General features: G+C 59.2%; 20 protein-coding genes. 12 read left to right on the forward strand and 8 right to left on the reverse strand.

Annotated elements, in window-relative coordinates:
* Window positions 1-6: 6 nt before the first annotated feature.
* Window positions 7-1554: an alpha/beta hydrolase family protein gene (locus M5J09_RS10880; RefSeq protein WP_257157867.1), complete on the reverse strand. Its 1548-nt coding sequence runs from the start codon at window positions 1552-1554 to the stop codon at window positions 7-9.
* 616 nt (window positions 1555-2170) lie between these two features.
* Here M5J09_RS10880 and lpdA point away from each other — a divergent pair.
* Entirely contained in the window at window positions 2171-3583 is a 1413-nt protein-coding gene (gene lpdA, locus M5J09_RS10885; RefSeq protein ID WP_042529057.1) for a dihydrolipoyl dehydrogenase, read from the forward strand.
* A gap of 580 nt (window positions 3584-4163) precedes the next feature.
* On the opposite strand, the gene ramB is transcribed toward lpdA, so the two are convergent.
* Window positions 4164-5570: an acetate metabolism transcriptional regulator RamB gene (ramB, locus tag M5J09_RS10890; protein WP_257157868.1), complete on the reverse strand. Its 1407-nt coding sequence runs from the start codon at window positions 5568-5570 to the stop codon at window positions 4164-4166.
* A 403-nt stretch (window positions 5571-5973) separates the two neighbouring features.
* Here ramB and M5J09_RS10895 point away from each other — a divergent pair, with 403 nt between their 5' ends.
* From M5J09_RS10895 to M5J09_RS10930, 8 genes are all read left to right on the forward strand, one after another.
* Window positions 5974-6729: a succinate dehydrogenase cytochrome b subunit gene (locus tag M5J09_RS10895; protein WP_257157869.1), complete on the forward strand. Its 756-nt coding sequence runs from the start codon at window positions 5974-5976 to the stop codon at window positions 6727-6729.
* 15 nt (window positions 6730-6744) lie between these two features.
* Window positions 6745-8808 carry a fumarate reductase/succinate dehydrogenase flavoprotein subunit gene (locus tag M5J09_RS10900; RefSeq protein WP_042529063.1) on the forward strand — a complete coding sequence of 688 codons (2064 nt, stop codon included), beginning with the start codon at window positions 6745-6747 and terminating at the stop codon, window positions 8806-8808.
* On the forward strand, window positions 8808-9557 hold the full coding sequence (locus M5J09_RS10905; protein ID WP_042529065.1) for a succinate dehydrogenase/fumarate reductase iron-sulfur subunit: 750 nt from the start codon (window positions 8808-8810) through the stop codon (window positions 9555-9557). The genes M5J09_RS10900 and M5J09_RS10905 overlap by 1 nt, the downstream gene beginning before the upstream one ends.
* A gap of 47 nt (window positions 9558-9604) precedes the next feature.
* Window positions 9605-9976: a hypothetical protein gene (locus tag M5J09_RS10910; RefSeq protein WP_042529067.1), complete on the forward strand. Its 372-nt coding sequence runs from the start codon at window positions 9605-9607 to the stop codon at window positions 9974-9976.
* Between the two features lie 765 nt (window positions 9977-10741).
* Complete coding sequence (locus tag M5J09_RS10915; RefSeq protein ID WP_257157870.1) at window positions 10742-12061, forward strand: DUF445 domain-containing protein; 1320 nt, start codon at window positions 10742-10744, stop codon at window positions 12059-12061.
* Between the two features lie 15 nt (window positions 12062-12076).
* Window positions 12077-12520, forward strand: a complete 444-nt coding sequence (locus M5J09_RS10920; protein ID WP_144791874.1) for a CGLAU_01105 family protein — start codon at window positions 12077-12079, stop codon at window positions 12518-12520.
* A 3-nt stretch (window positions 12521-12523) separates the two neighbouring features.
* A complete protein-coding gene (locus M5J09_RS10925) occupies window positions 12524-12814 on the forward strand; it encodes a DUF2516 family protein (protein ID WP_257157871.1) in 291 nt (96 codons plus the stop codon).
* Entirely contained in the window at window positions 12814-13254 is a 441-nt protein-coding gene (locus M5J09_RS10930) for a deoxyribose-phosphate aldolase (protein WP_257157872.1), read from the forward strand. Before M5J09_RS10925 ends, M5J09_RS10930 begins: the two co-directional genes overlap by 1 nt.
* A gap of 22 nt (window positions 13255-13276) precedes the next feature.
* On the opposite strand, the gene M5J09_RS10935 is transcribed toward M5J09_RS10930, so the two are convergent.
* From M5J09_RS10935 to M5J09_RS10945, 3 genes are read right to left on the reverse strand one after another with little or no spacing between them, the layout of a single operon-like run.
* Window positions 13277-14077, reverse strand: coding sequence for a DUF2993 domain-containing protein (locus M5J09_RS10935; protein WP_257157873.1), 801 nt, complete (start codon window positions 14075-14077; stop codon window positions 13277-13279).
* 23 nt (window positions 14078-14100) lie between these two features.
* Complete coding sequence (locus M5J09_RS10940) at window positions 14101-14901, reverse strand: class I SAM-dependent methyltransferase (protein ID WP_257157874.1); 801 nt, start codon at window positions 14899-14901, stop codon at window positions 14101-14103.
* Between the two features lie 25 nt (window positions 14902-14926).
* Window positions 14927-15418 carry a DUF2505 domain-containing protein gene (locus tag M5J09_RS10945; RefSeq protein WP_257157875.1) on the reverse strand — a complete coding sequence of 164 codons (492 nt, stop codon included), beginning with the start codon at window positions 15416-15418 and terminating at the stop codon, window positions 14927-14929.
* A 24-nt stretch (window positions 15419-15442) separates the two neighbouring features.
* Here M5J09_RS10945 and M5J09_RS10950 point away from each other — a divergent pair, with 24 nt between their 5' ends.
* Together M5J09_RS10950 and M5J09_RS10955 are read left to right on the forward strand one after the other, a co-directional pair.
* Complete coding sequence (locus tag M5J09_RS10950) at window positions 15443-16579, forward strand: UDP-N-acetylmuramate dehydrogenase (protein ID WP_374982124.1); 1137 nt, start codon at window positions 15443-15445, stop codon at window positions 16577-16579.
* Between the two features lie 74 nt (window positions 16580-16653).
* Window positions 16654-16851 carry a hypothetical protein gene (locus tag M5J09_RS10955; protein WP_257157876.1) on the forward strand — a complete coding sequence of 66 codons (198 nt, stop codon included), beginning with the start codon at window positions 16654-16656 and terminating at the stop codon, window positions 16849-16851.
* A 3-nt stretch (window positions 16852-16854) separates the two neighbouring features.
* Here M5J09_RS10955 and M5J09_RS10960 read toward each other — a convergent pair whose 3' ends face one another.
* Window positions 16855-17331 (reverse strand): S-ribosylhomocysteine lyase, encoded by a 477-nt coding sequence (locus M5J09_RS10960; RefSeq protein WP_042529087.1) that lies wholly within the window; start codon window positions 17329-17331, stop codon window positions 16855-16857.
* A gap of 84 nt (window positions 17332-17415) precedes the next feature.
* Here M5J09_RS10960 and M5J09_RS10965 point away from each other — a divergent pair, with 84 nt between their 5' ends.
* Complete coding sequence (locus tag M5J09_RS10965) at window positions 17416-18570, forward strand: YihY/virulence factor BrkB family protein (RefSeq protein WP_257157877.1); 1155 nt, start codon at window positions 17416-17418, stop codon at window positions 18568-18570.
* Window positions 18571-18577: 7 nt separating this feature from the next.
* Here M5J09_RS10965 and M5J09_RS10970 read toward each other — a convergent pair whose 3' ends face one another.
* On the reverse strand, window positions 18578-19378 hold the full coding sequence (locus M5J09_RS10970) for a hypothetical protein (protein ID WP_257157878.1): 801 nt from the start codon (window positions 19376-19378) through the stop codon (window positions 18578-18580).
* A 58-nt stretch (window positions 19379-19436) separates the two neighbouring features.
* Window positions 19437-19874 (reverse strand): hypothetical protein, encoded by a 438-nt coding sequence (locus tag M5J09_RS10975; RefSeq protein ID WP_042529092.1) that lies wholly within the window; start codon window positions 19872-19874, stop codon window positions 19437-19439.
* Between the last annotated feature and the right edge of the window lie 2 nt (window positions 19875-19876).

The raw sequence follows: 19876 nt of genomic DNA on the forward strand, positions 1-19876 counted from the left end.
TTGAGCTTACTGCTCAGTGATTTCGGGGTCGACCTTCGGGGCTGCTTCAGAGTCGACCGGCAAGGAGTCAGCGGGGGCAGCAGGGTCTGCCTCGGCTTTAGCCTTGTCCATGTCCTGCTTATCGGCATCGTCAGCCTTGGCGTTAGCGTCCGGCTCAACGCCAGTATCCTCGACGGACTCAACGTCAGCATTTTTGGCAGCATCTGCCTCGCTATCAGCGTTCTTGATGGCGTCCTTGTCCGCTGGCGCAGATGCCGCATTGTCTGACGTGCTGCCGCTTACCGGCTCCACCGGAAGGTCGAAGGCACGGGCAAAGGTTGGCCACGAGGAATTGATGTCATCGAGCCAAGCCGGCCACGAGTGGGTACCGGTCTGGCGGAAGTTGAAGTCCGCGTTGATGCCCTCGCGGTTGAACTTCGCCTCAAGGTCGTGCGTGCAGGCGTTCATCGCTGCCTCAATGACGCCGCCCTCAATGACGAGGGTGGAAGAAGACTTGAAGGCCCGAGCAGAACCTAAACGATCAATCTTGGACGACCCAAAGTCCGTTGCGCCAGCCAGCCCGGAGTTGGCCGACACATAGATTTCAGAGTTTCCCATGTTGTTCTTGGTGGCGTTAATCAGACCATCGTTGTAGCGGTTGTACTCGCCGCCCTGTGGTCCCCACATCTGCGTGGTGTTACCGCCACCGCGGTTTACCGTCAACTGCGCATAGAAATTTGGCAGCGGGGTTGAGGTGGCCGCACAGCCAGAGTAGGAACCAATGGCATCGTAGAAGTTCGGGTTGTGCTGCGCCAGCACGAGGGACGACGTAGCGGACATGGACATACCGGCGATGCCGCGCTTGCCGTTACCGTTGATGTGCTCTTCCAGCGGTCCGGGGAGCTCCTTGGTGAGGAAGGTTTCCCACTTCTGGGGGCCCTTAAGGTAGCTGCGCTCCGGGGAGGTAACCCAGTCGGTGTAGTAGGAGAATGCGCCTGCCTGCGGGATGACGACGTTGACGTTGCGGTCGCCGTAGTAATCGTCGAGGTCTTGGATTCCCTCCTTGTCTGGGTCAAGATCCTGGCCAGCGGTGGACACGATCCAGTCCATGCCCTGCTCTGCACCGCCGGCACCGTTCAGCAGGTAGACGGTAGGACGCGAGGAATCAAAGGTTCCATCCGGCGTGATTACAGCGAGTGGCACCTGACGGTCCATGGCCGGGGCGGACGCGTAGAGAGTCTTGATGGACTGACGGTAGTCCGGGTACTTCAGAATGTAGCCCAACCACTGCTTTTCGTCGGGGATTTTGGTTATATCGACGTCTTTGAAAGCAACATTCTTCCCAATCGAGTCTTCGAACTCTGCGCGGGAAGGAACGTGCTGGCCGGCATCATCCGTTGGGAGATACTGCTCGATCTCGCCGTACACATCGAGCTCAGAAATCGTCGAGGGCGTTGCCTCACCACGGATCTGCTCTGGGGTGATGGTGGAGGCGCTGGCGATAGGGGTGGCCACGGCGCCAAGGGCAAGGGCCGAAGCCGCTGCCAGCGTCGTGAGAGAGCGCGCAATCTTCATGGAATCTCGCTTTCTAGGTGATGAGCGGAATGTAGGGCAAGTTTAAAAGACGCTATGGACATCCCCCCGCGCACTACGTAACGGTGCAGGTGGGAAGGGGTATCTACACCCTCAAGGCAAGGGCAATGAGTCTAAACATACCAAGTTATTAGAGTTAATGGTGGTATTGAAGTGAAAACCGTGTCATAATCTTCAAGCGCATTGTCGCGCATGTAACGCAGCGGGCCTCTCGTTCGCTAGAGGACCTAGATACCGTGACTGTTATCGCGGCGTCGCCAAGCTGCGGAATCTCGCCGCGCCAGACGTTCCTACACGCCAACAGAAAGCAGAATAATGAACTTCTTTGACACCATCCTCGTTGCTATCAACCAGGTCCTAGGCCAGTTCGTCCACTCCGGTTCCTCCACGTCCTCGAAGGCCGGCCTTGAATGGGGTCTGTACTAAACCCCAAAGGCCTCGCTAGTTTTTAGCCCCCACTCACATCTCGCGCGGGTGGGGGCTGTGGCGATCTGAATACGGTCCGATCTGGGGTGAGAGAGCGTGCGCTTTCCGACGCCTCCCCACATACCATGGGGGTGGTGAGACATCAGGCACAAACTTCCGTATTCTGTAGGGCGTGACTAATGAACATTTTGACGTTGTAGTACTCGGCGCGGGCCCCGGCGGCTACGTGTCCGCCATCCGCGCTGCCCAACTGGGCAAGAAGGTTGCTGTTATTGAGAAGCAGTACTGGGGCGGTGTTTGCCTCAACGTGGGCTGCATCCCCTCCAAGGCTCTGCTCAAGAACGCAGAGGTTGCGCACACCTTTAACCACGAGGCTAAGGCCTTCGGTATCTCTGGCGATGTCTCCTTCGACTTCGGCGTAGCGCACAAGCGCTCCCGCAAGGTGTCTGAGGGCATCGTCAAGGGCGTGCACTACCTGATGAAGAAGAACAAGATTACGGAGATTAACGGCCTCGGTTCCTTCAAGGATGCCAAGACCATCGAAATCACCGAAGGTGATGATCAGGGTAAGACCGTTACCTTCGATAACTGCATCATCGCCACCGGCTCCGTCGTTCGCTCCCTGCCGGGGGTGGAGATCGGCGGTAATATCGTGTCGTACGAAGAGCAGATCCTCAAGGATGAGGCCCCGAACTCCATGGTTATCGTTGGCGCCGGTGCCATCGGTATGGAGTTCGCCTACGTTCTGGCTAACTACGGCGTGGACGTCACCATCGTGGAGTTCATGGATCGCGTCCTGCCGAACGAGGACAAGGATGTTTCCAAGGCCATCGCCAAGGAATACAAGAAGCTCGGCGTCAAGCTGCTGACCGGTTACAAGACCACCGCTATCAAGGACAACGGCTCTGACGTCACCGTTGAGGTCGAGTCCAAGGATGGCTCTAAGACTGACACCCTCACTGTGGATCGTTGCATGGTCTCCATCGGCTTTGCTCCGCGTACCGAGGGCTTTGGCCTAGAGAACACCGGCGTTGAGCTGACCGAGCGTGGCGCTATCGCTATCGATGACTACATGCGCACCAACGTGGACGGCATCTACGCTATCGGTGACGTTACCGCGAAGCTGCAGCTCGCTCACGTTGCTGAGGCACAAGGTGTTGTCGCTGCCGAGGTTATCGCCGGCGCTGAAACCCAGCTACTTGGTGACTACATGAACATGCCGCGCGCCACCTTCTGCAACCCGCAGGTTGCCTCCTTCGGCTATACCGAGGAGCAGGCCCGTGAGAAGTTTGCTGACCGCGACATCAAGGTCGCTACCTTCCCGTTCTCCGCGAACGGTAAGGCTGCCGGTCTCAACGAGACCGCTGGCTTTGTCAAGCTCATCGCTGACGGTGAGTTCGGTGAGCTCATTGGCGGCCACATGGTTGGTTCCAACGTTTCTGAACTGCTTCCGGAGCTGACCCTGGCTCAGCGCTTCGACCTCACTACGGAGGAAATCGGACGCAACGTCCACACGCACCCGACGCTGTCTGAGGCTATGAAGGAAGCTGCCGAGGGTATCGGTGGCCACATGATCAACCTCTAAACGGTGCTCAACTGTCCTCCCCTCTGGGGAGGCATGGTTGAGGAATGGAAGAAGCCCCCTCGTGCCCCGAGATAATTCGGCGGCACGAGGGGGCTTGTTCTGTCAGGTTTCAGCGCTTCTTCAAAGAGAGGCGTTGAAGTATCTCTGTCTTAGCCCAAGAGCTTGGAGGACAGTGCGAAGGGAAGGCTGACAATGGTGATTGCCAGGCCCCAAAGCTGTCCAAGGGTGTTCTCTGCGAAGCTGCTCATATTAATCGTCCTTTCTCGATGTGTTTATCGGTTCGTCCTTCATTGTAGAAGGTTTAGCGCCAAGGTGTTGTGGAAATTTGAACATGAAAATTGCTTCAATGAACTTTTCGAACGTGTTTGAGGATGTAAAATCTCGTCATTCGTGCTGGTTACAAAGCTATAGTGGGCGTAAAACCTGCGTGTTTGAGAGGGACATTGAGAATCGCGTCAGTGGAGACCTCTCCCCACGTTATTAAATTCATCCACGTTTATGGTGTAAAGATCTATTATTTAGATTGCGTATATACGGCCGGAAGGCTAACGGAGCGTGGTGATCAGTGCAGTGTTTCCGGCTAGTAGGGAGCAACGGCCGAACGGTGGGCGTCGATAACCAGCTCCTCATTGATTGCGGGGAACGCACGCTGGGCGCAATTCTGCCGCGGGCAGGTGCGGCAGCCGGCACCGATGGGCGTTGCCGCCGATAAATCCTCAAGGTTGAGCCCCTCTGCGTACACGGTGCGGTCAGCGTGACGAGCCTCGCAGCCTAGGCCGATGGCAAAAAGCTTGTTGGTATCTCCAAAACGACCTTGCGGGTAGCTCACCGTACGGGAGATCCATAGGTAGTTGCGGCCGTCCGGCATCTGTGCGAGCTGGCGCGAAATGGTGTTGGGGCGGGAGAAGGACTCATACACATTCCACAGTGGGCACGTGCCGCCAGAATTGGAAAAGTGTACGCCCGTGGCGGACTGCCGCTTGGACATATTGCCGGCGCGGTCCACCCGTAAAAAAGTAAATGGGATGCCACGCTCGTTGGGGCGCTGAAGCGTGGAGAGCCGCGACGCAACCGTTTCATAGCCGACGCCGAACACATTGCAGAGGTATTCCACGTCATAGCCAGACTTCTCGGATTCGCCATGGATAAGGCCATAGGGCAGAAGCGTTGCAGCGGCAAAATAGTTAGCGATGCCGCGTTTAGCCAAGTTGATGGACGCGTCTGATGTGAAAGGCTCTTCATCCACGAGTTCATCGATGAGCTTGCTCGCTTCCAGGAAACCCAATTCGGCGGCCATGCGGAAGGCGCGCTGTCCCACGCTCAGGCGGCTAGCAAGGCGGAATGTACCGTTGCTGTTGTCGAAACGGTGAAGGGTGCCGTCCATGCGGTCGGTGGTGATGAGCTCGACGCCGTGCTGGGAGACGAGCCTTTCTCCCAGTGCCTTTTCGATGTCGCGGATATGGAAGGGAGCTACGCCTAGTTCTGTGGCGAGGCCCTCTGCATGTTTGTCCAGCTCGTCGAGGTAATTCTGGCGAGCATAGAAAAAGTCTCGAACCTCATCGTGAGGCATGGAGAGGGCTTGGCTGCCGTCGGAGCGGCGGGAATCGGTGGCTAGGGAGAGCTTGTCGCGAATGTTGCGGTAGCGCCGATGAATGTCCACGAGAGTACGTGCCACAGTGGGGTGGTTGTAGACCAACTCAGAGAGTTCCTGAAGTTCAACGGGGGAGGGGCAGATCTCTTGATCCTGAACAACATCCTGGATTTCTGCGAGCAGACGTGAGTCATCGTCGCGGGAGAAGAATGTAGCGTCAACGCCAAAGACTTCAGTGATGCGAAGAAGGACCGGCACGGTAAGTGGGCGCACGTCGTGCTCGATCTGATTTACATAGCTAGCGGAAAGTCCCAGTGTGGCGGCAAGGGAGGCCTGGCTGAGATCGCGTTCGCGGCGCAGCTGGCGAAGGCGCGAACCTACGTATGTCTTGCTCATGTGAGCTAGGTTACCTATCACCTTTCGGTTGCAACAATAGTTTTGCAAATAATGTGTGAAGCATTTTAACTCCGCTGCGAAGTGGGGGTGACGCTGGGGTGTCGGGCGTCTATCTGTGGCACCCCTCTCATGCGAAAGTTTGACACCTAAAGGGGTGGAGTCGTCACTCGCGCCACATGCTGTGACTAAAGTCTCACCCTGCAAATGTTTACGCAAGGACAATATTGCGTAAAGGGAAGTGGTCAAGGTAGAGCGGTGTAACCACATCCGTAACTTAGGAGATCCTAACCTTATGGAGTTTCTACGGGTGTAGCCAGCGCGGGTAGGTGCGGGCATGAAGAGTGGATTTAAGTAGTGGCCAGCGCGAAGGCCTGCGTAAGGTAAGGACGACTATGGAGGTGTCATGTCTGTAAAAAATCCTGACCGTGGAGCCCTCGCTCACGGCCGTCTTACTAATGAATCGATTCGTCCTAAGCCAGGAATTCCGTCCTGGGCTTTGAAACTGACGATGGCAATCACTGGCCTGTTCTTCGCACTGTTTGTGGTGGGGCACATGGCCGGCAACCTGAAGCTGTACCTGCCGGATGAGAACGGTACGGTGCACCTTGACGAATACGGTGCGTTCCTGCGTGATCTCGGCGCTCCGCTGATTCCGCACGGTCACATGCTGTGGATTATCCGCATCGTGCTGCTTGCCTGCGTCATTGCTCACATTTACGGTGCTTTTGCGCTGACCGCTCGCTCCCAGGCAGCTCGCGGTAAGTTCAAGCGCACCAACCTGATGGGCGGACTGGATTCCTTTGCCACCAAGACCATGCTGGTCACCGGCATTGTGCTGCTTCTGTTCATCGTGTTCCACATCCTGGACCTGACCATGGGTGTGCAGCCGGTTGCCCCGGAGGCCTTCGTCCACGGTGCGGTCAAGGCCAACATGATCGCTACCTTCTCGCGCTGGCCGGTGACCATCATTTACGTCATCGCCATGCTCTGCCTCTTCCTGCACCTTACCCACGGCATTCGTCTCGCTGCGTCTGACCTGGGCATCACCGGTGCCAAGTGGCGTGAGGTCTTTGTCGTCCTGGCGTACATCGTCCCGGCCGTTGTGTGCCTGGCGAACATCGTTATGCCGTTGTCCGTCGCCCTGGGCTGGGTCAGCTAAAGGAGTTTTGAACCCATGACTAACGCGAATCCCGTGTCTGCCGCGAACGCTAACCAAAATGCGAACGCGAACACCGATCTGAAGCGCGAGCACCCTGACTTCTCGCACCCGCAGTCCATCGTCCCGGGCGTGAAGCCGGGCCGAATCCTGGAGTCCCACGAGCCGCATGGCGTCCCGATGAAGGACATGTGGACCTACCAGAAGGACCACATGGAGCTCGTCTCCCCACTGAACCGCCGTAAGTTCGAGATCATCGTCGTCGGTACCGGCCTTGCCGCTGGCGCCGCTGCCGCTGCACTCGGCGAGCTGGGCTACAAGGTGAAGGTATTCACCTACCACGATTCTCCGCGCCGTGCGCACTCCATTGCTGCGCAGGGTGGTGTGAACTCCTCCCGCCACAAGAAAGTGGATAACGACGGTGCATACCGCCACACCAAGGACACTGTGAAGGGCGGCGACTACCGCTGCCGCGAGTCCGATTGCTGGCGTCTGGCTACTGAGTCCATCCGCGTCATCGACCACATGAACGCTATTGGCGCTCCGTTCGCTCGTGAGTACGGCGGCACCCTGGCAACCCGTTCCTTCGGTGGTGTCCAGGTCTCCCGTACCTACTACACCCGTGGCCAAACGGGTCAGCAGCTGCAGCTGTCCACCACCTCGGCGCTCTACCGTCAGATTGGCCTGGGCAACGTTGAGCTCTTCGCTCACCACGACCTGCAGGACATCATCACCTTTAACGACGGTGGCAAGAAGCGTGCTGGCGGTATCGTGACCCGCAACCTCATCACCGGCGAGCTCAAGGCCTTCACCGGCCACGCAGTCATCCTCGGTACCGGTGGTTACGGCAACGTGTACCACATGTCCACGCTGGCTAAGAACTCTAACGCTGGCGCCATGATGCGCGCCTACGAGAACGGTGCTTACCTGGCCTCCCCGGCATTCATCCAGTTCCACCCGACGGGCCTGCCGGTCAACTCCGAGTGGCAGTCCAAGACCATCCTCATGTCCGAGTCGCTGCGTAACGACGGCCGCATCTGGTCTCCGATCAAGGAGAAGGATGACCGTCCTGCCAATGAGATTCCGGAAGAGGAGCGTGACTACTTCCTGGAGCGTCGCTACCCGGCCTTCGGTAACCTCGTCCCGCGTGACGTGGCATCCCGCGCCATCTCCCAGCAGATCAACAAGGGGCTGGGCGTTGGACCGCTGCATAACTCGGTGTACCTTGACTTCCGCGACGCTATCGAGCGTCTGGGCAAGGACAAGATCCGTGAGCGTTACTCCAACCTCATCGAAATGTACGAAGAGGCCATTGGTGAGTCCGCCTACGAGACCCCGATGCGTATTGCGCCGACCTGCCACTTCACTATGGGCGGCCTGTGGACAGACTTCAACGAGATGACCGCCATCGATGGCCTCTTCGCCGCCGGTGAGTGCTCCTGGACCTACCACGGCGCAAACCGCCTGGGTGCTAACTCGCTGCTGTCCGCTTCCGTCGACGGCTGGTTCACCCTCCCGTTCACCATCCCGAACTACCTGGCTGGTCACCTTGGTGAGGAGAAGCTGGCTGAGGATTCTGCTGAGGCAGCTGAGACCATCGCTCGTGCACAGGCACGCATCGACCGCCTCATGTCTGTTCGCGGCGAGAACCCCCACGGTCCGGCCCACTACCACCGCCAGCTCGGTGACATCCTCTACTGGGGCTGCGGTGTGGCTCGTAACGTTGAGGACCTCAAGGTTGCCATCGATAAGATCCGCTCTCTGCGCAAGGACTTCTGGGCTAACGTCCGCATCACTGGTGATGCTAACGATATGAACCAGGTTCTCGAGTACGGCCTGCGCGTTGCCGACTACATCGACCTGGGTGAGCTCATGTGTATCGACGCTCTCGACCGCGACGAGTCCTGTGGTGCTCACTTCCGTGAGGACCACCTCACTGAAGACGGCGAGGCCGAGCGTGACGACGACAACTGGTGCTTCGTGTCCGCATGGGAGCCAGGCGCAGCTGAGGGCGAATTCATTCGCCACGCTGAGCCGCTGTACTTTGATTCGATCCCGCTGATGACAAGGAACTACAAGTAATGAAACTGACACTTGAGATCTGGCGTCAAGCCGGACCGACGCAAGAAGGCAAGTTCGAGACCGTCGAGGTCTCCGATGCCGCAGAGCAGATGTCCATCCTGGAGCTGCTGGACCACGTCAATGAAGGCCTCGTCGAGGCCGGCGCTGAGCCGTTTGCATTCGCATCCGACTGCCGTGAGGGTATCTGCGGTACCTGTGGCCTCCTGGTTAACGGCCGCCCGCACGGCCCGGGTCAGAACACCCCGGCCTGCCAGCAGCGTCTCTTCCAGTTCAAGGACGGCGACAAGATCAAGCTGGAACCGTTCCGCTCCGCTGCCTACCCGGTGATCAAGGACATGATCGTCGACCGCGCCAAGCTGGATGACGTCATGGAGCAGGGTGGCTACGTCTCTATGGATGCCGGTACCGCTCCGGATGCCGATACCCTGCACGTCAACCATGAGACCTCCGAGTACGCACTGGATCACGCCGCCTGCATCGGCTGCGGTGCCTGCGTGGCATCCTGCCCGAACGGCGCTGCCCACCTGTTCACGGGTGCCAAGCTGGTTCACCTTTCCCTCATGCCGCTGGGCAAGGAAGAGCGTGGCCGCCGCGCCCGCAACATGGTGGACAATCTGGAGCAGAACTTCGGCCACTGCTCGCTCTACGGCGAGTGTGCCGACGTCTGCCCGGCTGGCGTCCCTCTGACCGCTGTGTCTGCAGTTACCCGCGAACGTGCACGGGCTGCTTTCCGCGGCAAGGACGACTAAGCTATAGTCATTCACAGGATTAACAGGAACGAGAGAAAGTTTCAGCCATGAGCGACCTTAACCCGGCAGTTGCTGACCACCACAGCGAGACCTACCCGGAGTTCTCCGGCAAGATTCAGGACTCCTACATCGAGGGTTACGACCCCGTGTCCTACAGTGCACCGCACTCCTCCCTGCTGCGCGCCTCCACCTGGATCGGCATGGGCCTGATTCTTTCCCTTCTTCCGGCCGCCGGCATCCTTATCTGGGGCCTCGGCACCTGGCAGTTCCCGCAGGGCGTCGCCGGTGCTGACTACCAGCCGAACATCATCGTGGGTGCTATCTCCCTCGTTGTTATCGCTGTCCTGGCTTTCGGCACCATCCACTTCGGCCGCCGCTACTACCGCCAGTACCGCAAGGAAACCGGCCGCATCAACTAGGCACCTCCTAGGACGTTGAACGCCTAAGTTTCTGTACTGCCGCAACAACCCCCACCTCCAAACACATGGGAGACCATGTGAGGAGGTGGGGGTTGTTGGTGTTTGGGGTGGGCGCGGGAGGGGATTTACAAAGAAGAAGGCAGGGAGCTGGGCGCTTGGCGACGTCAAAAGCTGCAATAAGCTTCGATCGATCACACTGTGCTGTTAACTGTACGCACTAACGAGAAGTATCTTCGTGCTGCTTCCTCTTATCATTTTTGGATCCTACTAATGCAACCATGAAAAGAATGGCAGATGCCGCCACCTGGGTTCCCGTTACCCATAGAAAATTCGTTAGGTTGATAACACCGAACGCGAGGAACGCTGCTGCAACCACTACGATTCCGAGGGGAATCAGGGATCGAGACATTGGGACATACATTTTATTTGCTCCTAAACTGCCCCCGGTAACCCGTGTTATTGATCGTGAACAATTCATAAAATGAGCGTTTTGAGGGGCCTTGAATTAAAGCTATTTGTCCTTTCCGCGCACGTCAAGGGATAAGGAGAAATGTGCAAAAGTCAGCTTCGCTTATTTCTAGAATGATTTCGCAAGTGTGTGCTAAGCAAGGCCATCGCGTACTTCGCGGCTTATTGTATGGAAGGCTATGTGGCTTAACCTCCCTAATTCAGGGCGCCCTTTGTACCAACTAGTGTTGTTCAGTGGGATTGAAGATGACATGTGCCCATTCTTTTTAGCTTCTAAGACCCCAAGGAGAACCACCCATGACGCACCGCGCAGACGCAGGGCTTGAGCCGACTCAGGAGACGTCGTTTGTGCCGCAGCCAGGAAACCAGGAGGCCCGTCGGGCGGACCTGCGTCGCTGGAAGGCGATTGCGCTGTCCTTCCTGATTGTGGCGGCGGTGATCTTTTTGGGGTGCTCGTGGTGGCAGGCGTCGGCAAGCGGGGCTCCCGTGTGGGTGGGGTACGTGCGCGCGGCCGCGGAGGCCGGCATGGTCGGTGGACTGGCGGACTGGTTTGCGGTGACCGCGCTGTTCCGTCGTCCCATGGGCCTGCCCATCCCGCACACCGCGCTGATTCCTAACAACAAGGACCGCGTGGGTGATGCGCTTAAGGACTTCGTGGAGGAGAACTTCCTCACCGCGGATGCGCTCAGCGCCAAGGTGCGCGAGGCCGAGATTCCGCTGTGGCTGGCGCGCCAGGGCGTGGAACCCGGCAAGGCAGAGGAGGTCTCCGCGTGGATTGGTGAGCGTGCCGCCAGCGTGGTGTCGGATTTGGACGCGGCGGAGGCGGAGCACTTTATCAAGACCCAAGTCATGGACCGTCTCGCTGAACCGGAGTGGGGACCGCCGCTGGGCAGGTTGCTGGAGGGCTACATTGCGGACGGCAAGGCCCGGCCGCTGGAGGATGACCTCATTGAGTGGGCACACGGAAAAATCCTGGGCATGGAGGCCACCGTGGTCACGGCTATCGATGAGCGCATGCCTGGCTGGGCGCCGCGCTTTGCCCGCGAGATGGTGGGGGAGAAGGTCTACACGGAGCTTGTCGAGTTCGCTAACGACGTCCGCCGCAACGGTAACCACGAGGCCCGCCTGGCCATCCGCCGTAACCTGTCCAAGCTGGCCGCGGACCTGCAGTGGGATGAGGACATGCGCGGGCGCATCGAAGGCATCAAGCAGGAGATGCTGGCCTCCGACCAAGCGCAGCAGGCGCCGGCGGCCATGTGGCGCACAGTCTCAACCACGCTCATTGACCAGCTCAATGACCCAGAGTCCTTCCTGCGCCAGAAGATTACATCCAAGGTCAAGGAACTGGCGCACCGCCTGCTGGAGGATTCCGAGTTCCTGGCCCAAGCCAACGAGCTCGTGGACAAGGCAGCGCGCTATGCCGTGGAGAAGTTCGCGCCAGAAATCATCGCAATTATCCCGGAGACCATCAAGCGCTGGGATGCGGAGGAGGCCTCCCAGAATATTGAGCTCATGGTGGGCAAGGACCTGCAGTTCATTCGTCTCAACGGCACCGTGGTGGGTGCACTGGCTGGCTTGGTTATCTACACTGTTAATCACCTACTTTTTGGCATCTAACAAGGAGTGACGACCATGTCCGTATTTGACTCAATCAAGAATGCCGGTACTTCTGCTTTTGATGTGGCCAAAGACTTCGGTGGCCGCTTCAAGGAGGAGCGCCAGAACCAAGCTCAGAGCGCTCAGGCAGACCGCATCGCCCGTGCCGCTGATGCGGCCGGCATGGGGGATGGCACCGCAAAGGAAGAGTCTTTCTTCGACCGCGTGACCTCCACCGCGAAGAACCTGGGTGAGTCCGTCTCCTCCGCGGCGCGTGAAACCCGTAACTCCGCGTCTTTCGAGAAGGCTCGGGAGGATTTCACCACCGCTTTCAACGAGACCCGCGATGGTGTTGAGGAAGCCATCAACAACGCCAAGGACAAGCGCGCTGAGAGTCAGACGCCGCAGAGCCCGCGTAATCCCTATTCACCGAAGCCGAAGGACAACGTCATTGACGGCGAAGTCATCGACGAGAATTAATTAATGCACACGTTTCTAGATATTATTGCTGCGATACCGCGCTACACCTTTATGGCGGTGTCTCTCTTCGCACTGTTGGGCGCTATCCTCGCCGCCACGACGCGCGAGGACGCCTTCCGCGCGGGAGACCGCCAGAACAAATGGGTCTGGGTGGGCCTTCTGGTGGGTTCCGCACTGTTTATGAACACACCACTCCCGTTTGTCAGCTGGATTGGTGCCATCATCACCGGCGTGTACTGGTTTGATGTACGCCCGCAGCTCAAGGCCATCATCAACGGCGATTACTCCTACTGATGCAGGTTCTTCTTCAGGCCTCCCTTGAGGAGGTACGTGCGCAGTCACCGGGCCAGCGAGTGGTTGTTTCACCGCACCACGTTCTTGCGGCTGACAGGGCCGAGTACATCATCGCCGTGGCCGGCTATCCCACTGGGCGCCACCACTCCCTGGTGAAAGCCGCGGAGGCACGTCTGGCTGTGCAGTGCGGTGCGGCGGAGGTGTGGGTTGCGGTGGACGCCGCGCTTGGCGACGTCACCTCGCTCCTCTCCGAGCTTGTCACCCTCCGCGAGGCTTGCCCCCTTCCCGTGCGCCTCGGCCTCATCCTCCCCGCAGACGCTTCCCTGTCCGTCGCCGAGCTTGCCCATACTGCTGAGCAGGCGGGCTATCAGTGCCTCGTCGTTTCAGACGACGGCGAGCTTCCTACTCTGGACTCCCAGCTACCCATGGAACGTTTCTGACACTGAACGCTTCTGAACCAGGCTAGTTGGCGGGGGCGGTTGCTGGCGCAGGAGCCGTAGCAGCATCAAGTTCGCTCATCGGTACATTCTGGCCGACCATGGTGAGGGTGACCTCGCCAGCACCGACATCGACAGATTCGAAGGTGAGTTGCTGACCCGCCAGCTGCTCCGCCATACCCTCCGCTAGGGCATCAGAGATCGCCGTGGTGGCCTGCTCTGGAAGGTCGAAGCCGAACAGGGAGGCCCTCTCGGCGTTGATGGCGAGCTTGCCATCGCGGGCTTCGGGCTTGAGCGCGAGCTCGGCCAGTCCGCCGGCGAACTCCACGGCGAGATTATCTTCGGCATCGTGGGCGGTAATCCCCGTGACGACGAGGTTGCCTAGGGCGTCATAGCCGGACTGGTCCGCAATGGCCTTCTGGAAGCTGGCGAGCAGGAACTGATCCGGAACCGTGGTTGAGGCGCGCAGGGAGCCCGCCACCGGTTCCTTGGACAACGTCATGTCCTCCACGTGGACGTCTGCCGCTGGCTGGCCGGTGATGTTGGTGCCCTCAATCTTCAGAGTGGACGGGGTTTTCATATCCATCTGCGGGATCTTGCCGTTGAGCATGCCAAAGATCATCGGGCTGGCGCCAAAACTCACCTCCGGTTCTTCCGACGCCTCCACGCCCTGGTCCTTGGCGGACTGGACAAACTGGTCCTTCATCTGGGTGCCCAGGAACCAGCGCAGTCCCAGTTCAGCTAGCAAAATGATGAGCAGGAGCGCTACCAGCACGCCGATGAAGATTTTCCAGGCCGTTGCGGCACGAGATGTAGAAGAAGCCATGACTACCAGTGTGGCGCATGGTCTTAAAGTCCGCCAACTACACCGTCCCAATCAACTGTGAGCACGTTATCTCGCAGGCGGCGATGCACTGGGTGGACCATGCTCAGGCTTTGCCGGGCCATGCGCCACCGCACTCGCGGGCCATAGGGCGCCCAACCGGCTGCGCGATCCCAGGCGTCGTCAGCCGCCTGCAAGAGCTCGTGGATGGGCTCGCCGGGAACATTCTTATGGATCAGGATTTTAGGAAGTCGCTCCGCTAGATCGCTCGGCCGCTCCACATCGAAGGGATCCCAGGCGAGGGTGAGCGTGCGGGGCCCGGAGGCGTCGAGAAGCACCCAGGCGGCCCTGCGACCCAACTCGTCGCAGGTTCCTTCCACGAAGAATCCGCCGGGCGCTAGGCGGGAGGTTACCGTGTCCCAGGCCTTCTCGACCTGGTCCACGTCGTACTGGCGCAGCACGTTAAACGCGCGCACGAGCTGCGGACGGTAGCCTGCCAGCTCGAAACCGCCGAGTTCAAAGGTGACGCCATCACGCGGTGGCAGGACGCGCTCGGGGGAAATCTCCAAACCCGTCACCCGGGTGCGCGGATTGATGCGGCGCAGCCAGCCTGCCCACTCCACCGTCGTGGTGTGGGAGGCGCCGTAGCCGACGTCGAGAGCCAGCGGCTCCTCTGTAGAGCGCAGCAGCGAGGAGATCTCCGGGTGCGCCACCATCCAGCGGTCACAGCGGCGCAGACGATTGGGGTTGGTGGTACCCCGGGTAACCACGCCAAAAGGCCGACCAGCGCTTTCCTGTGCTCGCAGGTTATGCGCGTGATCGGCCATGACAGTAACGGAGGGTGTTACACGGTTAGAGGTTGTTGGAGATCCACTCTTCGGTGAGCTTGCCCTCGTTGGTGTAGAGCTCCTGCAGTGCCTCGGCCACCTTCGGCTCAATGGCTGCGCCCATCATCGGGATGTTGACGGATACCTCGGTGACGTAATCCAGAGCAGTGGTCTCGCCCTGACCCTTGTAGGTGATGTCACCCTTGAAGTCGACCGGGGTGCCCTTGACGTCAGCGACGAAGGAGACGGACATCTGATCATCGACAACCTCGCCGATGGTCACGGTGCGCTTCTCCTTAAGGTCCTGGGAGACTATGGCGCGAACAGCCTCCGGCAGGAGGGACGTCGGCAGGATTTCAAAGAGCACGGCGGTGTTGCCGGTGAACTCGTGCACGGTGCCCGGTTCCGGGGACAGCTTAGCCACAATGAAGTCCCAGTATTCCTGGGTGGTCAGTGCCTTGTGCACCTTATCGATTGGCTGGTTGATGATAACGGTGTTTTCGCTACGGGTTGACATGAGTTACAGACTACCTTGGTAGACGTGCTAGATAAATTCATGACCCTCGCTGAACTGGACGGTGTCACTCTCGATTCCGAGACCACCTTTGCTGATCTCACCACCTTGCGCATTGGTGGCGCCCCGCTGGTGACGGTGCGTTGTGCCAGTGCGGAAGCGGCAATTGCAGCGTTGGCCGCGCTTGACGACGCCTCCCAGGACTACCTCGTCGTCGGTGGCGGATCCAACCTCGTCGTGGCCGAAGGCCAGCTCGACGTCGTCGTGGTCATCCTCGATTTCGATGCCATCGACGCCTCCGTGGCGGATGGACTCCTCCGTGCCGATGCCGGCGCGGTGTGGGATGACGTCGTGGCCTTGTCCGTGGAGTGTGGTTTGGGTGGCATTGAGTGCCTCTCCGGTATCCCGGGCAATGCCGGTGCGGTGCCGGTGCAGAACGTGGGCGCATACGGCGCCGAGACATCCGACGTCCTCACGCAGGTCTACCTCTATGAGCGCGCTACCCGCACTGCATCGTGGATGCCGGCTGAGGACTTGGAGCTGGCGTATCGCTATTCCAACCTGAAGTTCACCGGACGTGGAGTGGTGCTGGCCATCGAGCTGCAGCTCACCACCGACGGCTTGTCGAAGCCCCTGCGCTTTGGCCAACTCACCCAGAACCCCGGTGAGCGCCGCCCCGTCGCCGAAGTCCGCGAAGAGGTACTAAAGCTGCGCCGCGGCAAGGGCATGGTGCTCGACCCAGAGGACCATGACACCTGGTCAGCCGGTTCCTTCTTTACCAACCCCATTGTGGAACCGAAGCTCGCCGATTCCATCCAAGAAGCCGTCCGCGCCGCCCGCGGCGACGAAGATGCGGACCGCATGCCCCGACACGTGGTGGGTGGGACCACCGCGTCGGGAGGGGACGCCGCGTCAGGAGAAGGAAAGGAAAAACTCTCCGCCGCCTGGCTTATCGAGCGCGCCGGTTTTGCCAAGGGCTACCCGGGCGAAGAGTCCGGTGCACGCGCAACGCTGTCCACCAAACACACCCTGGCCCTGACCAACCGCGGTGCGGCCACTGCAGACGATATTGTCGCGCTGGCCCGCGAGATTCGCGCCGGGGTTCAGAAGGCCTTCGGAGTAACGCTGGAGCCAGAACCCATCTGGCTAGGGGTAGAAATATAAGTACGAAATATTTAAAATAGCGTTGAATTGCTAACTCGCCGCCGCAAACACTAGGTGCCCAGAAAGGATAAAACATGTACATCCCCAAAGACGTTCTCTTCGCCATCCTTCTCTTTGTCTCGGCCCTTCTCTGTGCGGTGGCGATCCTGTTAGTCCCAGGCCTGTTTGCGGATTTCAGTGCAGCGCGCTGCACTTTGATGGCGAGTGTCTTGGGGCTCGGCGTCGCAGGGCTGTTCTTCGCCCGTACCCAGATCCGACGCCTTGAGCACTAGCGCTTAGGCCATGACGTTGAGCCACTCATCCTTCGCCGCGAGGAAATCGCGCGCAGCCTCCTGCGCGCCCTCGAGGGAGTGGTGGGCGCCCCACCCGCACTGCACCTCGTTGGCGGCGGGAACCTCGGTTGCGTTGAGGATGTCGTTGAGCGCGCCCTCGACCGCGCGGAGCAGCTCATCCTGCTCCATGCCGTTGGTGATGGCGTAGAAGCCGGTGCGGCAACCCATCGGGGCAAAGCCAATGAGCTTATCGGTGTAGTTGCGCATGTAGTTGGCCATCATGTGCTCAACCGAGTGCAGCGCCTCCGTGCCGAGGTGCGCCTTGTTTGGCTGGCAGAAGCGCAGGTCATACTTGATAATCTCGACCCCGCCGCCCAGGTCGGTGCGGTCGGCAACGCGGATATAGGGGGCGTCGACAAGCCGGTGGTCGAGCTCGAAAGACTTCACGTTGATCTTATTCTCGGCGTTGTTCTCAGTCATGCCTCCCCAGTGTAACTGCTATCCAGGTCTTGGCCAGAGTGTCCTGACCCTGAACGGATGCTGTACCGCATACGCTGGACAGATATGAGCGACGAGGAAATCGGGGGCAATGCTGTCCCGGTCGAGAGACCAGAGACCATTGTGCCGTGGAAGAGCTCGAACATTCTTGAGGTCGAGGGGCACAGCGATGCCCGCGATCCTTTCGCCAAAGGTAACCGTCTGCGCCGCGAGAGCTGGAGCCTAGTCCTTCGCCGCACGTGGAATGACTTCTTCCATGATGCCTTCACAGACCGTGCGGCCGGGATGACGTATTTCACGCTCATGGCGTTTGCGCCCACGGTACTAGCAGCCTATTCCATCGCCACTCTTATCTTCTCCTCCCGCAAGGACGAAGTAGAGCAGCTGACCTCGGAATTTATTGAACAGTACATTCCTAGCTCCTTCTCGGAGGAAGCGAATGTCGTCGTCAGCGCGATTATCGGTTCAAGTGCTCAAGGTACCTTGGCCCTGATCGTGTCGTTGGCTATCTCCCTGTTTTCTGCTTCGGCATATGTGCGGGCCTTCGCGCGCACAGCCAATACCGTGTACGGGCGGGTAGAAGGTCGCGGCATCATCCGCACGTGGTCGCTGATGTGGGGGTTGACCGCCATCATTGTCATTGGTGCGGTCATCGTGCTCTTTGCCAATTTGCTGCGTGACACCGTCATTAGCGAGGCCATCTACCCCTTAGCCGGACAGGTCGGCCTTGAAGATGCCGCCACCTACCTGGTGCAGGCCTTCCTCCCCGTGTGGAATTGGCTGCGCTTCCCCGTCACGGTGGTCGTGGTCCTTACATTGATTGCGGTGCTCTACCACTTCAGCCCCAATGTGCGGCCGAGCCGCTTTCGCTGGATTACCTACGGTTCCGTGGTAGCGCTCGCGGGTACTGTTGGGGTCTGGGGTTTGTTCGGCCTCTACATCACCTATCTTGCTGGAGCCAGTGCTTATGGCGCGCTGAGCACCATCCTGGCTCTCTTCATGGCCATTTGGTTGATGAACACTGCCCTCATTGTCGGCATCAAGATTGATGCCGAGGTGCTGCGTGCAAAGGAGCTGCAGCTAGGGATGCACTCGGAACGCTTCATCCAAGCCCCGCCACGCTCAGATGCATCCTCCCGCGCCCAGGCCCGCGCGCAGAAGCGCCTTGAGTACAAGGCGCGGGAGATTTCCGATAGCGCGCGGCAGGAACAGCCCGAGTAGTCGAGTGCTACTTCAGTGAGTAGTAGATAGAGCTTTTCGTGGTGGGATCAGAGACCACGATGTTGCCGCTCTCGGCATTCTTGGAGGGGGCACTAAAAATGAGTGTCTTACTTCGGGTCTTTGCCTGCGATAGGGGGTTATACAGCTCGTTATCGGAGTTGACTGATGCCCCGTCCAATTTTCGGTTCTTCAAAGCCCAATGGTCGCTATAGCTAAGCAGTGGCACATTGAGGTAGTCGGGATTATCGCTTAGGTACGTGATGGTGACGTCGACCGAGATATACTCTCGCCCTTTTCTGGGCCGGGGAAGTAGGGGATGGGCGGCAACGAGAGAGTCGGAGTTATTGACCACAAGATTGCTGACTGTCAGCTGCCATTCTGGGCTAGATAACATGGTGTTCAACGGCAACGGGTCGCTTCTCGAGCCTTCGTCGCCATCGAGAATGTAGTGCTCGCCGTCAGTATTCGGAGTCAGTTGAAAGGTGCTCGTAGGGCTCGGTGCAGCGCGCACTTCCTGGGCAGTAACCGGAGTGGCGTCCATGGACTCTGGAAGCACGACAAGGGCGGCAGCAGCCACGACGCTTCCAATGACGCTGACGGCGATGGCGACAACACCAACCGGGGTGGATTGCCGGGCAGATAAGGTCGCGGCAAGCCCCGTGGCCCCAGCCGCAGCGAGCATGACCCAGCCAGCGATGTACACAACGGGAAGGCACGCCAGCAGCGTGCCCACCAGAGCGAGCACCACAGCAATTAGACCGAGGCGGTCCTTCTTGGGCTGTGATTCCTTTGCAGAGGCATCGGTCATGTGAGGAACTCTTTCAGATGTGGAGAAGGTTCGTGCGGGAAGAAAGGTGCCTAACTGACTATGTGTGCTCGACCTGTTCCGTCGAGTAGCTCGTCAACGTGTCTTCCCACGAGGCCCCCTCCTCAAACAGCACAAACAGGCCGACGGTTAGTGCGATCTGAATGATGAAGCCGAGGACTGCCCCGACTAGTGCGGTACATAGCGCAACGATGGGCCAGAGATTCCTCTGGTCTTTCATGAGCAAACCAGTAAATCCCACAATGACGGCAGTGCCGAGAAAAACCGTGTCAAACAGGAACATGAAGGGCAGGCAGGCAAGAACAAATCCGATCAGCGCCGCGATGAAGGCGATGATTCCCATAACGTTGGATTGCGGCTGCGGCGGTTGTGGCGGCTGCGCGGCACCGTAGAAGTTCTGTTGGCCATACGGCCCATTCTGGGGAGGCGGTGCAGATGAAGGCTGGAAACCGGAGGGGCCATAAGGAGGTTGCGTCATAG

Origin of the sequence: Corynebacterium sp. BF-R-2 (assembly GCF_024586525.1) — a bacterium.
In the GTDB taxonomy this organism is placed as follows: domain Bacteria; phylum Actinomycetota; class Actinomycetes; order Mycobacteriales; family Mycobacteriaceae; genus Corynebacterium; species Corynebacterium singulare.

Coding starts and splice junctions, on each gene's coding strand:
- M5J09_RS10955 (WP_257157876.1), top strand. CDS start 16,654: ATGTACATCCCCAAAGACGTTCTCTTCGCCATCCTTCTCTTTGTCTCG.
- M5J09_RS10975 (WP_042529092.1), bottom strand. CDS start 19,874: ATGACGCAACCTCCTTATGGCCCCTCCGGTTTCCAGCCTTCATCTGCA.
- ramB (WP_257157868.1), bottom strand. CDS start 5,570: ATGAGCAAGACATACGTAGGTTCGCGCCTTCGCCAGCTGCGCCGCGAA.
- M5J09_RS10945 (WP_257157875.1), bottom strand. CDS start 15,418: ATGTCAACCCGTAGCGAAAACACCGTTATCATCAACCAGCCAATCGAT.
- M5J09_RS10900 (WP_042529063.1), top strand. CDS start 6,745: ATGACTAACGCGAATCCCGTGTCTGCCGCGAACGCTAACCAAAATGCG.
- M5J09_RS10925 (WP_257157871.1), top strand. CDS start 12,524: ATGCACACGTTTCTAGATATTATTGCTGCGATACCGCGCTACACCTTT.
- M5J09_RS10910 (WP_042529067.1), top strand. CDS start 9,605: ATGAGCGACCTTAACCCGGCAGTTGCTGACCACCACAGCGAGACCTAC.
- M5J09_RS10965 (WP_257157877.1), top strand. CDS start 17,416: ATGAGCGACGAGGAAATCGGGGGCAATGCTGTCCCGGTCGAGAGACCA.
- M5J09_RS10880 (WP_257157867.1), bottom strand. CDS start 1,554: ATGAAGATTGCGCGCTCTCTCACGACGCTGGCAGCGGCTTCGGCCCTT.
- M5J09_RS10895 (WP_257157869.1), top strand. CDS start 5,974: ATGTCTGTAAAAAATCCTGACCGTGGAGCCCTCGCTCACGGCCGTCTT.
- M5J09_RS10940 (WP_257157874.1), bottom strand. CDS start 14,901: ATGGCCGATCACGCGCATAACCTGCGAGCACAGGAAAGCGCTGGTCGG.
- M5J09_RS10960 (WP_042529087.1), bottom strand. CDS start 17,331: ATGACTGAGAACAACGCCGAGAATAAGATCAACGTGAAGTCTTTCGAG.
- M5J09_RS10930 (WP_257157872.1), top strand. CDS start 12,814: ATGCAGGTTCTTCTTCAGGCCTCCCTTGAGGAGGTACGTGCGCAGTCA.
- M5J09_RS10915 (WP_257157870.1), top strand. CDS start 10,742: ATGACGCACCGCGCAGACGCAGGGCTTGAGCCGACTCAGGAGACGTCG.
- M5J09_RS10905 (WP_042529065.1), top strand. CDS start 8,808: ATGAAACTGACACTTGAGATCTGGCGTCAAGCCGGACCGACGCAAGAA.
- M5J09_RS10935 (WP_257157873.1), bottom strand. CDS start 14,077: ATGGCTTCTTCTACATCTCGTGCCGCAACGGCCTGGAAAATCTTCATC.
- M5J09_RS10970 (WP_257157878.1), bottom strand. CDS start 19,378: ATGACCGATGCCTCTGCAAAGGAATCACAGCCCAAGAAGGACCGCCTC.
- M5J09_RS10920 (WP_144791874.1), top strand. CDS start 12,077: ATGTCCGTATTTGACTCAATCAAGAATGCCGGTACTTCTGCTTTTGAT.